General features: G+C 34.0%; 7 protein-coding genes. All 7 read right to left on the reverse strand.

Going from position 1 to position 14,261, the window contains the following annotated elements; all coding sequences use genetic code 11:
- Positions 1-25: 25 nt before the first annotated feature.
- Entirely contained in the window at positions 26-2,323 is a 2,298-nt protein-coding gene (locus tag Ollyesu_RS03325; protein ID WP_279302379.1) for an NADP-dependent malic enzyme, read from the reverse strand.
- A 98-nt stretch (positions 2,324-2,421) separates the two neighbouring features.
- Positions 2,422-3,345: a tRNA epoxyqueuosine(34) reductase QueG gene (gene queG, locus Ollyesu_RS03330; protein ID WP_279302380.1), complete on the reverse strand. Its 924-nt coding sequence runs from the start codon at positions 3,343-3,345 to the stop codon at positions 2,422-2,424.
- A gap of 125 nt (positions 3,346-3,470) precedes the next feature.
- A complete protein-coding gene (locus tag Ollyesu_RS03335; protein WP_279302381.1) occupies positions 3,471-4,802 on the reverse strand; it encodes a cytochrome P450 in 1,332 nt (443 codons plus the stop codon).
- A gap of 107 nt (positions 4,803-4,909) precedes the next feature.
- Complete coding sequence (gene ruvB, locus Ollyesu_RS03340; protein ID WP_279302382.1) at positions 4,910-5,932, reverse strand: Holliday junction branch migration DNA helicase RuvB; 1,023 nt, start codon at positions 5,930-5,932, stop codon at positions 4,910-4,912.
- Positions 5,933-6,093: 161 nt separating this feature from the next.
- Positions 6,094-7,977, reverse strand: coding sequence for an OmpA family protein (locus Ollyesu_RS03345; RefSeq protein ID WP_279302383.1), 1,884 nt, complete (start codon positions 7,975-7,977; stop codon positions 6,094-6,096).
- Between the two features lie 16 nt (positions 7,978-7,993).
- Complete coding sequence (locus tag Ollyesu_RS03350; protein ID WP_279302384.1) at positions 7,994-8,950, reverse strand: type IX secretion system membrane protein PorP/SprF; 957 nt, start codon at positions 8,948-8,950, stop codon at positions 7,994-7,996.
- Positions 8,951-8,976: 26 nt separating this feature from the next.
- A complete protein-coding gene (locus tag Ollyesu_RS03355; protein ID WP_279302385.1) occupies positions 8,977-14,205 on the reverse strand; it encodes a gliding motility-associated C-terminal domain-containing protein in 5,229 nt (1,742 codons plus the stop codon).
- Between the last annotated feature and the right edge of the window lie 56 nt (positions 14,206-14,261).

Consider the following 14,261-nt stretch of genomic DNA (forward strand, 5'->3'; position numbering starts at 1 on the left):
GTAAGAAAATTAATTGTACTACAAATTAGCTTTTGTTTTTAAGGTTTTGCTCTTGCTTTTCCTTTTGTTGCGCATCAATTACAGCAATTGCAGTCATGTTAACAATTTCATCTACACTAGCATCTAATTGTAATATATGCACAGGTTTGCGCATTCCCATCATAATTGGTCCAATGGACTCAGCTTTATTTAATTCTTTTAGAAGCTTATAAGTGATGTTGGCAGACTCTAAATTTGGAAAAATAAGTGTGTTAACTTTTTTACCTGATAACTTCGAAAACGGAAATATATCCTGAAGCATTTTACTGTTTAAAGCAAAATCTGTTTGTAATTCTCCGTCTACTAATAAATCTGGATGCCTCTTGTGCAAGTAGGATACAGCTTCTCTAACCTTAGTTGCTGTTTGATCTTTTGAGGAACCAAAATTAGAATAGGAAGTCATTGCCATCACTGGTTCCATCCCAAACATTTTAACCACTTTTGCGGTCATTTGTGTAATCTTGGTTAAGTCTTGAGCTGAAGGATTTATATTGATGGAAGTATCACTTAAAAACATAGGTCCACGTTGTGTCATCATAACGTTAGTAGTCGCTATTCTTGTAGAACCAGGAGCGAGTCCAATAAGTTCTAACATAGGCTTTACTACTGATGGATAACTTCTAGAATACCCAGAAATTAAAGCATCTGCATCACCTTCATTAACCATCATTGCAGCATAATAATTACGTTCTCGCATTAATTTTTCTGCTAATAGTAGAGTAATTCCATTACGTCTGCGTTGTTCCCAATATACTTTTGCGTATTTATTTTTTTGTTGTAATTGTTCGTCAGACTTTGGATCTATAATCAACACATCTGCATCAAACTCTAATTCTTCTTTTAATCGTTCTATTTCTTCTTTTCTACCCAATAAAATAGGAGTAGCTATACCTTCTTCATATACTATTTGCGCAGCTTTTAATACATCTATAGAATCTGCTTCTGTAAATACCACACGTTTTGGGTTTAATCTAGCTCTGTTTAATAATAATCTAACAATCTTGTTATCACTTCCTAAGCGGTCCAGTAATTCGTCTTCATATTTTTGCCAATCCTCTATGGGTTCTTTAGCTACACCACTTTCCATAGCAGCTTTAGCAACTGCTGGTGGAACTGTTGCAATTAAACGTGGATCAAAAGGTTTTGGAATGATATATTCTTTTCCAAACGTCAGTCGTGTTTCGCCATAAGCAATATTTACTTGTTCTGGTACTGCTTCTTTAGCTAAATCTGCTAAGGCTTTAACTGCAGCCATTTTCATAGCTTCGTTTATTTTGGTGGCTCTAACATCTAAAGCACCTCTAAAAATAAACGGAAATCCAAGAACGTTGTTAACCTGATTAGGATGATCGCTTCGTCCAGTAGCCATTATAATATCATCTCTAGTATCAATTGCTAGTTGATAGTTTATTTCTGGATCTGGATTAGCCATAGCAAATACAATCGGATTTTTAGCCATAGTCTTTAACATGTCAGGTGTGACAATATCTGACGTAGACAATCCAATAAACACGTCTGCGTCCTTCATTGCATCCTCAAGAGTATCTATTTTTCTGTGTGTAGCAAACTCTGCTTTTTGTGAGGTTAGATTATCTCTATCATCTCTAATAACACCTTTACTATCTAACATCACCACGTTTTCGCGTTTAGCTCCAAACGCCAAATACAATCTTGTACATGATATTGCAGCTGCACCTGCACCACTAACTACGATGGTAACATCTTCAATCTTCTTATTAGATAATTCTAATGCATTTAATAAAGCTGCTGCAGAAATAATAGCTGTTCCGTGTTGGTCATCATGCATCACAGGAATATCCAACTCTTCTTTTAAACGTCTTTCTATTTCAAATGCTTCAGGCGCTTTGATGTCTTCTAGGTTTATTCCACCAAAAGTTGGAGCAATCATTTTAACGGTTTGAATAAACTCTTCAATATTTTCAGTATCCACTTCAATATCAAACACATCGATATCTGCAAATATTTTAAACAGTAAGCCTTTACCTTCCATAACAGGTTTAGATGCTTCAGGACCAATATTACCTAATCCTAAAACCGCAGTTCCATTAGATATTACAGCAACTAAATTTCCTTTAGCTGTATATTTATAAACGTTGTTAACGTCTTTTTCTATTTCTAAACAAGGTTCTGCAACACCTGGAGAATACGCTAACGCCAAATCGCGTTGGGTAGCATATTTTTTGGTTGGAACCACCTTGATTTTCCCTGGAGTTGGTTTGGCGTGATAGACTAAAGCTTCTCTTCTTTTGCTTTGCTTACTCATACTTTTTTTGATTACACTATGAAATACAAATGTAAGTTTTTATAAGAAAAGAATTAAGAAATTAAAGGGTGACTTTACTAATTTTTTGTTGCAGAAACTTAATCTTTCAAAAACTGAATATTACGTTGTAATCCTGAAAATTTAGTGCGCTTTACCGCAGATTTTTGAAACACTTTTTTAAATACATCCTCTGTAATCTCTTCCCAATCTTTTTTTGTCATTTCTAATAACTCTGGATGTGGATTAAATAAAGGCTCGTTGTGTGGTTTAGAGAATTTATTCCATGGACACACATCCTGACACACATCGCAACCAAACATCCAATCATCAAACTGTCCTTTCATGCTATTGGGTATTTGATCTTTAAGTTCGATTGTAAAATAACTAATACATTTACTACCATCTACTACATAAGGTTCAACAATTGCTTGTGTTGGACAAGCATCAATACAAGCTGTACAAGTACCACAATGGTCAGTAACTGGTGTGTCATATTCTAAATCCAAGTCAATGATAAGTTCGGCTATAAAATAAAATGAGCCGACTTGTTGTGTGAGTAAATTACTATGTTTTCCAATCCATCCTAGCCCAGATTTTGCAGCCCAAGCTTTATCTAATACTGGAGCAGAATCTACAAATGCACGACCAGAAACTTCACCTATTTCTTCTTGAATGAAATGAGTTAACACTTTTAGTTTTGACTTAATAACATGATGGTAATCGTTTCCATAAGCATATTTGGATATTTTATAGCTATTATCTGTTTGCTCTTGACTTGGATAATAATTTAATAATAACGATATCACACTTTTAGAATCATCCACCAATTTGGTTGGATCTAAACGTTTATCAAAATGGTTTTCCATGTATTGCATTTGACCATGCATATTATTATTTAACCATTTCTCTAATCGTGGTGCTTCTGTTTCTAAAAATTCTGCTTTGCTAATACCACATGACAAAAAACCCAAGCGTTTAGCTTCGGCTTTAATTTGTTTTGTGTATATGGCTTTGTTGTTCAATTGTATGTTATTGCTTCAAAAGTCTTCGACAGGCTCAGACTGACAGTTAAACTTCTTTTTGTCACACTGAGCTTGTCGAAGTGCTTTATTACTATAAATTTTATTTCTTCTCTCAATATAATAAATTACAAGACCCTAGTCTCAAATCTAAGATAAGCGTTTTTAGGTTTTAAGGTAATTAATGGTGTAATACCAATCTCCTCGAATTCCGGATGGATACTATAGTTTTTGATTAATTCTGTTACAGCTATAATCATTTCAAACATTGCAAAGTTATTACCTATACATTTTCGCGGACCTGCTCCAAACGGAAAGTATTGCGCAGAAAACTGTCGTCCACCATCAGCAAAACGTTCTGGTAAAAAGTGTTCTGGTTGCTTCCATAATTTTGGATGTCTGTGCATTTCGTAAACCGAAAATAACAAATTACAACCTGGTTCAAACTCCATATCATTAAAACTATCTGCTTTGATATTTACACGATCTATAAAATAAGCAGGTGGATACAAACGTAATGATTCTTCCAAAACTTGCTGGCAAATTTTGGTGGTGGAAATACGCGTCATCAAATCAGTTTCATATCCACCTAAACTTAGCCATTCTTTATAAATTTTGTCTTGCCATTCAGGATGTTTTGCTAATAATTGAAACGTAAATGTTAGTGCATTTGCTGTGGTTTCGTGTCCAGCTGTAAATATGATTAATATTTCATCAATTAGTTGTTGTTCAGACATGCCTTTACCATCATCATACTTTGTTTCTAATAGCATATCTAAAAGATCATCATGACGTTGTCCAGAAGATTTTCTGTCGTCAACAATTTTTTTTAAAATTGTTCTAGCTTCTTCAGAATAGTTTAAATGCTTTTTTAATTGACCACCTTTTTTAAACCACCAACTTAAGTAAGGTTGACGTAATTCTTTTACCAACATTCGTTGGTTGGCTTCTGTAATAAACTGAAGGCGCTCCATATGTTTAGTATTTGCAGCTTGCGTAAATAAAGATTTTACAACTGTTTGAAATGCTAAATCATTAAGTAATGGATAGATATCTATGGTCTTTTTAGTTTCAATTTTTTTAAATTCTGAAACTATGGTGTCTTGCATTCCGCTAAGTAAATTTTGTAATTGCTTTTTATGAAAAGCTGGTTGCATCATTTTACGTTGCTTTTTCCATTTTTCGCCTTCTGAAGTTAGCAAACCTTCTCCGACATACTTGACTAAATCTACTGTTTGAATTGAAGACTTAACGTAATTTTTTTGATTTTTTTGAAGTACATATTGGGCAAGACCTGCATCACGACAAAAATATATTTTAGAATTAAAGCCTACGTTCAACTTAAAAATATCGCCTTTTTGAGTAAAATTTTTGTTGTGAAAGGGTAATGGATTTTTAAGAATTTCTAGTGAATGCTTAATGAATTTTAGTAGTGAAACTTCTGGTATTTTGTTCTTCATTTATTCCTATCCTTAATCCTTTCCAAAGGAAAGGAAACTGATGTGTTAATATTACGTTTCAAAACTCTAATTATTTCTCCTTCCAATTGGGAAAGTCGGGATGGGATTTAAAACAATCCGCCTTGAATTGGTCCTTTTAATTTGCCTAGATGATTATATGCTAATTCTGTAACCTCTCGTCCCCTTGGTGTACGCATAATAAAGCCTTGCTGAATTAAAAAAGGCTCATAAACTTCTTCAATAGTTTCTGTGCTTTCTGATACTGCTGTTGCAATAGTACTGATACCAACTGGTCCACCTTTAAATTTATCGATAATGGTAGATAGGATTTTGTTATCCATTTCATCCAAACCATACGCATCAACATGCAAGGCTTCTAGGCTATATTTTGCGATTTTTATATCGATACTTCCATTACCTTTTATTTGAGCAAAATCACGCACACGACGTAATAAGGCATTAGCAATTCTTGGTGTCCCACGACTACGTCCTGCAATTTCTATTGCAGCTTCCATAGATATTGGTACGTCTAAAATAGATGCACTACGTTGAATAATGGTAGTTAGCAATTCTGTATTATAATATTGCAATCTGCTTTGAATACCAAATCGAGCTCGCATTGGAGCAGTTAATAAACCTGAACGAGTTGTGGCACCAACTAAAGTAAATGGATTAAGATTGATTTGTACGGTTCTTGCATTTGGACCAGATTCGATCATAATATCAATCTTATAGTCTTCCATTGCAGAATATAAATACTCTTCTACAATTGGGCTAAGCCTGTGGATTTCGTCAATAAATAAAACGTCTCTATCATCTAAGTTAGTTAGTAAACCTGCTAAATCTCCTGGCTTGTCTAAAACTGGACCAGAAGTAACTTTAATACCCACTTCTAGCTCGTTTGCTAAAATATTTGCAAGAGTTGTTTTTCCTAAACCTGGAGGTCCATGAAACAATGCATGGTCTAAAGCTTCGTCTCTTTTATTGGCTGCTTGAACAAATATTTTAAGGTTTTCCAACACTTGATCCTGACCAGTAAAATCATCAAATGATAAGGGTCTTAATTGCTTTTCGGCATCAAACTCTTCAGTAGAAAAATTTTCGTTTGTTGGGTCTAGGTTTTCGTTCATAGCATTTCCCACGTTAGTGGAAATCTTTTGATTATAAGTGGATTCCTGCCTATGCAGAAATAACTAATAGTTCTATAAAACAAATATAAAGAAAAAGCCTTTTAGTTTTATTAATTAACTAAAAGGCTTTTAGGTTTCTGTTTAAACGAAACTAAAATTTACTAATTCAAAATTTTAAATTCACTTCTACGATTAATATCATATTCTTCGTCTGTACATATTCCTTCTTTAACACATTGGTTTAAAGGTTGCATTTCTCCATAACCAATACTTCTAAGTCGGTTAGCAGAGACACCTTGACTTATAATATATGCTACAGTTGAAGCTGCACGACGTTTAGATAAATCTAAATTATATTGATCTGGTCCTCTTGCATCTGTATGCGAGGATACTTCCACTTCCATATCTGGGTATTTTTTCATGATATCTACCAACACATCAAGTGTTTTTGCAGCATCTGGACGAATATCTGATTTATCAAAATCAAAGTAAATTCTGTCTAACGTAATTAGCACATCGCCTTTTTCGTTTTCATTTACTCGTTCTTCTGCATCTGCATAAGACTCTAAAATCAATTCTATATTATGTTGGATTTTTCCTTTACTATCTGTTGAAAACTCGACATCTTGAGGAATATAAGCTTTACGTGTCCCACGGACTTTATATTTTTTATTAGGTTCTATTTTAAATAAATAGGTAGCATCATTACCAACTATAGTGTCTTGTAATACTCTATCTGAATCGTCAAATAATGTTACTAAAGCACCTACTAGAAGTTCTTTACTGTTTTTATCTGTTACCACACCTTCTACAAGATATTTTGTTAAGATGTTTTCTTCTCTACCAAAACCATATAACCTGTCGTAACCAGAACGATTAGATGAGACATATCCTTTGTCTACTTTTTCTTTGATGACATAGGCAAAGTCGTCTAGATTACTATTAATTGGCTCTCCTAAATTAACAGGTTTATCAAAATTATCGTTAACTGAATTGCTTCTAAACACGTCTAATCCTCCAAAACCTTGGTGACCATCTGAAGCAAAATACAGGACGTCTAAACTACTAATAAACGGAAACTGCTCTCTGTGTTTAGTATTAATTGTACTTCCTAAATTTTCTGGTGTACCATATGTACCATCCTCCATAATGGAAACCTTATAAAGGTCAAAACCTCCAAACCCTCCTGGTTGGTCACTTGCAAAGTATAATGTTTTTTGGTCATTACTTAATGCAGGATGCTCTGTACTAAATTTATCTGAAGTAAATGGTAATGGTGTTACGTTTGCCCATTGACCATCAATCAACTCGGCTTTATAAATTTTAATATGTGCTACACGCTCTTCATCTTTTTTGGTACGTTTTGTATTGGTTCTATTAAAGTACATGGTTTTACCATCTTTAGTAAACACCGCATTACTTTCATGCGTATCAGTATTAATAGCATCTGAAAAAGGTGTAATGTTTTCTAATGTTCCATTTTGGGTTAAAGTAGCATGGTATAAATCTAGGTATGGTAAATTATTCCATGCAAAAGCTGGATTATTGTTATTTCTACCAGAAGCAAAAGCCACTTTATCTTTACCATAGAAAGATAAACCAAAATCGTTTTTTGAGTTAGGGTTTTCTAATGGTTTTAACTTGAAAGTATGAGGAGTGGTTTTAGCCAATTGTTCAAAAAAGGCTAATGTATTTTGACTTTTACCGTAGTAAATATCTAAGTATTTATCTGCTTCTTTGTATTGTTTAACACCTTTTAAAACTTGACCGTATTTAAAATAGTATTCTATTTCTATTGAGTCTCCGTAAGTTAAAAATAACTCTCTGTAAGTTTTATTAGCTTTTTGCATAGCACTATTATAATAATAGCTATCTGCTAAATTTTGCAATACTTCTTGAGTTCGTTCTTTTGTTTCGTATAAATCTGCAGCTTCTGCATAAGCTTTCATTTCGAAAAGTTGATTAATACGTTTTAAACTTCCTTTTTGAGCAACAGACAAGGTGCTTATTAAAAAAGTTACTAATAGATATATATATTTTTTCATTGTTTTCAGTTTTTTATTAGAAGAAACGAGGTGATCTATCATATCCACCTTTAAATCCGAAAATATCTACATCAAATAGTAAAAATATTTCATGGGATCCTGAGTTATAATCGCCTAAGTTTGAGATGGTATAATCATAAGAATAACCTATTCTTAATTGAGGTGTTACTTTAAAATTAACCATTGCCATTATGGCATCTTCTAAACGATAACCTAAACCTGCTTCTAGTTTTTCATTAATTAAAACATTAGCATTTATGTCTATTGCCAATGGTGCACCTGTAACACCTTTAACCATAAAGGAAGGTTTAAATCTTAAATCTGTATTTATATCAAACACATATCCACCCGTTAAAAAGTAGTGTACATTTTGCACTCCTGTGGTTTTAATTCCGTTTTCTGTTTCAAGATGTTTGGTAGTTAACAGGTTAGGTGCTGATAATCCGATATAATAATTATCTGAAAAGTAAAATGCACCAATACCTAAATTAGGAAACGTTTTACTTGTATTTTCATTAAATGCTGTATCTGTAGATTGGTCACCAGATTGTAAGTTAAATCCGTTAAAATCTGTATTAAACAAGGTTACACCAGCTTTTAATCCAAAAGATAATTTGGCATCAAGTCCGACAGGTAATACATAAGCAAAGTCTGCATAAATATTGTTTTCGTTTACAACATCTCCAATATTATCGTTGGTAAAGGATAATCCTATTTCTATTTTTTCGTTGATTGGTGTATGTGCAAAAAAGCTTCCTGTAGTTGGTGCGCCATCTACACCAACCCATTGTGTTCTGTATAATCCTCCAAGATTTAGCATGCCTTCATCAGCTGTGGCATAAGCAGGATTAATAATACTCATATTATACATGTACTGTGTAAATTGAGGATCTTGCTGCGCTATACTTTTTAATGACACTAATGCCAGAACTAAAATGATAGCCGATTTATGATATATATTTAAATTTTTCATTTTTTTAAAATTTTGTTTATTTAAAATTATCTGCTTAGGTATAAACGTCCTTGCTTAGGCTTGTTTATTCCATCATTAAAGTTGAAAACATAGAAGTAAACACCAACTGGTAATTCTTCTTGATTTATTGTACCAGATTGGTTTGATCTTCCGTCAAAACGAGGAGAAGATGCATTTCCTTTATAAACTATGTTTCCGTAGCGATTAAAAATTTCAATTTCAAAATTAGGGAAGAGAATGTTAACATTATCTATATCAAAAGTATCGTTAGTTCCGTCTCCATTTGGCGAAAACCCATCTGGTATGACTAACAATCCACAACCTGTTAAATCTGGTGTTACTTGAAGTCTAACACTGCTTTCGCAACCTGTACTTACATCTACTAATACAGCAAAGTACGTTGACCCAACTGTAAGTAAAGCTGTACTATTATAAGCTGAACCTCCTGTTGCTGCATCATACCATATTACATTATTTAAAGTTGAATCGTATTCTGATATATTTAATGTTAAATCATTAATTGTTGGAGCATCGTTAATACACAACTCTTGATTTGGATCTATTAGAGTTGGAGTTGGTACATCATTAACTGTAGCATTAACTTGAATTCTAACAGACGACTCGCAACCTGAACCTGTAGATTGAGTTGCAAAATAATCTTCAGTTCCTAATGGTAATGCATCTGTCGCATCCAAAGGTGTGGTTGAATTGGCATCTTCATACCAAACAATATTTGTTCCGCTTACTGAAGCGTTTAAATCTGCAATTGTTGGATTTTCTGAGCTACAAAATTCTGGGTTAGCTTCTATTATAGTTACTGATGGACTATCATTAACTGTTACTGTAGCAACTGAAGTCGCATTAGTTGTACATGGTGACATAGCGGTAACAGTATATGCAAAAGTATAGGTTCCAACTGCAACTGCAGTTAAATCTAGTTGCGTACCCGAAAAGCCTGCTGCACCATCGTTGTTAACAAATGTTCCTGTTGCATTTGGTGTCCCTTGTAAAACGGTTAATAAATCTAAAGTACTGTTTGTGGTGTCTATATCTACTACACAAATATCAAAGCTACCATCTAAACCAGCGTTTGGAGCTTGTGTAATTGTAACTATAACGTCTGCAGAATCTATTCCGCAAGCGTTAATTAAACTATAAGTATATGTACCTTCAGCATCTAATAAAGGATCAAATATGCCTGTTCCACTAGTTAAAGTTGGTGACCATGTTCCACCAGTATCTGCTGTACCTAGTAAGGTAAATAAATCTGTTGTCCCACTATCATCACACACATCTAAAATAGCATCTATTCCTGCATTTAAAGGTTCGCTAACTGTTATTGTAATTGTTGTACTCTGATCTACACAAGGTGCTGTAGCTGTTACTAAATATGTAAAATTGTATGTGCCAGCTGTTAATCCAGTTGCATCCAAAATATTACCAGATAAAGCACCAGTAGCATCATCATCTTGCCATACTCCTCCTGTATCTTGTGTACCATCTAATCCTGTATTTAAATCTACAGCATTATTATCATTACACACAGATATTGGAGTTGTTGCAGGACTACCTGGATTAGGTGTTGCATTTATAGTAACTATAACTTCAGATCTTGTTGAAGATACACAACCTGTTACAGGATCTATTTGAGAAGCGAAATAATTTTCACCATCAACTAAAACTGTTGTATCTGCTAAAGCAACTCCTCCTGTTGCATCATCATACCACTGAATAGAATTTCCTGTTGCTGTTAAATCTGCTACAGTAGCATTATCACAAAAAGATTGATTAGCATTAACTGTAGGTGCAGGTGTATCGTTAATGATTATACTTACAGTAACTAACACGTCATCACAAGTTCCTATTGCATCAACATCAAATGTAAAATTAAAAGTCCCTGTAGATAATGCATCTAGAGCAACTGTATTTGCAGTTAAAGCACCTGTTGCATCATCGTCAGTCCAAGTACCTGTTTGGTCTTCATCTGTTAATACATCAAATAAATTAAAGGTTTGACCTGTAGTTATGTCTACCAAACAAAACTCTGCAGGTGCATTTACTGTACCGGATTCCGGAGCATCTTCTACCGTTATTACAACTGTACTACTATTAGTACATCCATTAGCCGTTATGGTATAAGTAAAATTATATGAACCTATAGTCAATAAAGTTAAATCTACATCTGTACCAGACAATGCTCCTGTAGCATCGTCGTCTGTCCAAGTTCCACCAGCATCTTGACCAGATAACTGACCCAATAAATCTAATGGCGAATTAGCTGCTAGGTCATTTTCACAAAACGTTGCAGGTGTTGGTACTCCTGTATTAGGTATAGGGTTAACTATAATTTGTACAGTTACATCTACATCGCTACAGGACCCAATAATTGGTACAGAATAGGTATAGTCATAAGTTCCAGTTGTTAAACCTGAAATATCAACTGGGTTAGATGCTACAGATCCTGATGTATCTGATCCAACATACCATGTCCCATTGTTATCTTGAGTTCCGTCTAATAATGTAAATAGATCAAAAGGTGAATTTACTGCTACTTCGTTTTCACAAAATTCTACTGGCATTAAAGCATTTCCAGATTCTGGAGCTTCTTCTACCGTAATGACAACTGTACTACTATTAGTACATCCATTAGCTGTTATGGAATATGTAAAATTATATGTACCTATTGTCAATAAAGTTAAATCTACATCTGTACCAGACAATGCTCCTGTAGCGTCGTCGTCTGTCCAAGTTCCACCAGCATCTTGACCAGATAACTGACCCAATAAATCTAATAGCGAATTAGCTGCTAAATCATTTTCACAAAAAATTGCAGGTGTTGGTACTCCTGTATTAGGTATTGGGTTAATTATAATTTGTACTGTTACGTCTACATCGCTACAGGACCCAATAATTGGTACAGAATAGGTATAGTCATAAGTTCCTATTGTAAAACCAGAAATATCAACTGGGTTAGTTGCTACAGATCCTGATGTATCTGATCCAACATACCATGTACCATTGTTATCTTGAGTTCCGTCTAATAATGTAAATAGATCAAAAGGTGAATTTGCTGCTACTTCGTTTTCACAAAATTCAATTGGCATTAAAGCATTTCCAGATTCTGGAGCTTCTTCTACTGTAATTACAACTGTACTACTATTAGTACATCCATTAGCATCTGTAATGGTGTATGAAAAATTATAAGAACCTATTGTTAATATTGTTAAATCCACATTAGTTCCAGACAATGCTCCAGTTGCATTATCATCAGTCCATGTTCCACCTGCATCTTGACCTGATAATTGTACTAATAAATCTAATGGTGAATTTGCTGCTAAATCATTTTCACAAAAAATTGCAGGTGTTGGTACTCCAGTGTTTGGTAAAGGGTTAATAGTTACTTGTACTGTAACTAAAACGTCATCACAAGATCCAATTGCATCTACATCAAAAGTAAAATTATATGTTCCAGCACTATATCCTGATAAATCTACTGGATTAGTAATTATTGAACCAGTATTATCTGTTCCTAAATACCATGTTCCTGTTTGGTCTTCGTTATCTAATAAATCGAATAAATCAAAGTTAGAGGGTGCTTCACCTTCACAAAACTCTGGGAAAGTTGCAACAGGTGTTCCAGATTCTGGAGCAGGTTCTACCGTTATTGTAATTGTTTCAGAATCCATACATGTACCATTGTCTATTGTATATGTAAATGAATATGGACTTCCTGCAACTGTAAATATTGAAATATCTATAGGATTAGAAACTACAGTATTTGCAACATCAGTCCAAACCCCATTATTATTATCCTGTGTTCCGTCTAATGCATTAAATAAATCGAATGGTGAATTTGCTACTAAATCATTTTCACAAAATACCTGATTAATTGCATTTCCGGCTTCAGGATCCTGTAGCACAACAACTTGTACAGTTGTTGATTCCTCTGGACAAGGATTTGGTGCTAAATTTTGAGTATATATAAAATCATAGTTTCCAGGTGTTAAACCAGTTAAATCTGCTGGAGAACTTATGTTTGTTCCATTTTGAGACCACTGTCCGTTAGGGTCTTCATTATCTAATAACAAAAATAAATCATAAGCAGCAGGTAAGTCGGCTACACAAAACGTCGCAGGATTTGCTGCAGAAGGCACTCCTGAAGATAATACAGGGTATATCGTTATTGTTACGGTTGACACACCATCTGGACAAACACCAGTGCTTGGTACAGTATATGTAAATACATAATCTCCAGGTGCCGTTAATGTAGAAATATTAACTGTTCCTAAATGTCCACCAGTGGTTGGTAATGGTCCTGACCAACTACCAGTTGTGTCTGGAGAACCACCTAAAATATCATACAAATTAAAATCTGAGGTTGGTATACTATCTTCGCAATACTCTAAGGTATTGGATATACCAGGATCTACTGGATCATTAATACTTACTATTACAGGAACAGTGTTACTATTACAAAATAAATCGTTTACTTGAACGTAGTATGTGTTTCCGTTTATCAAAGGTGTTCCAGGAGGTAATGCTGGTAAAATTGGATCTCCAGAGCCATTAATATTTTGATACCAACTAAACGACCCTGTAGTTCCTGGATCTAAATTTCCAATAGTTGGGTTAGTATCAGAACAAAACTCTTGTGGATCACTTGGTGCAGGATCTGCTGGTGCTAAAAATACAGCAGTACTTCCTGGTTCAATTTGACTTTCACAACCTGAGCTATCAATAAAAACTATAAAATAATTAGTAGCGCCTAATGGTATTACATCTGTACTATTTGCCTGACTTGTTAAATTTACATCATTAAAGACAGCTACGGAACCACCAATAGGTATATGAAACTGTAACTCCTGATCTATATAAGTTTGGATTGTAGCATTCTCATTATCACAAAATATGGCGTCTAGATTTTGACCTGTAGGTGGTACTTGAAAAGATACTGATATAGAGCTTCTAACACCACATGATCCGGTATTATCATCTGCATAATAAGTTCCCTCACTTACTAATTGACTACCGTTAAATGGGCTTCCATTTGAAACCTGATCATACCAAATAATGCCATTAGTGCTAGTAGCATAAACATTAAGGTCATTAAAAGTTAAACCTGAAGCATCACAAATTACTGGACTTGAATTTGTTATTGTAGGGCACTGAGCAAATGTATAAGATATACTACTCAATATAACTATAAGATAAGTTATAGTTACAGCTACCTTCCCAAAAAAGGTTTTTGTTTTCATAATTGTAGGTTAAGTTTATATTAGTTTTAAAAAATTATAATCAAATAAAATCGAAT

It is taken from the genome of Olleya sp. YS, assembly GCF_029760915.1.
In the GTDB taxonomy this organism is placed as follows: domain Bacteria; phylum Bacteroidota; class Bacteroidia; order Flavobacteriales; family Flavobacteriaceae; genus Olleya.

Bases quoted from the DNA above. Each gene is read 5' to 3' on its own strand.
- Ollyesu_RS03335 (WP_279302381.1), bottom strand. From the start codon at position 4,802: ATGAAGAACAAAATACCAGAAGTTTCACTACTAAAATTCATTAAGCAT.
- Ollyesu_RS03345 (WP_279302383.1), bottom strand. From the start codon at position 7,977: ATGAAAAAATATATATATCTATTAGTAACTTTTTTAATAAGCACCTTG.
- ruvB (WP_279302382.1), bottom strand. From the start codon at position 5,932: ATGAACGAAAACCTAGACCCAACAAACGAAAATTTTTCTACTGAAGAG.
- Ollyesu_RS03355 (WP_279302385.1), bottom strand. From the start codon at position 14,205: ATGAAAACAAAAACCTTTTTTGGGAAGGTAGCTGTAACTATAACTTAT.
- Ollyesu_RS03350 (WP_279302384.1), bottom strand. From the start codon at position 8,950: ATGAAAAATTTAAATATATATCATAAATCGGCTATCATTTTAGTTCTG.
- Ollyesu_RS03325 (WP_279302379.1), bottom strand. From the start codon at position 2,323: ATGAGTAAGCAAAGCAAAAGAAGAGAAGCTTTAGTCTATCACGCCAAA.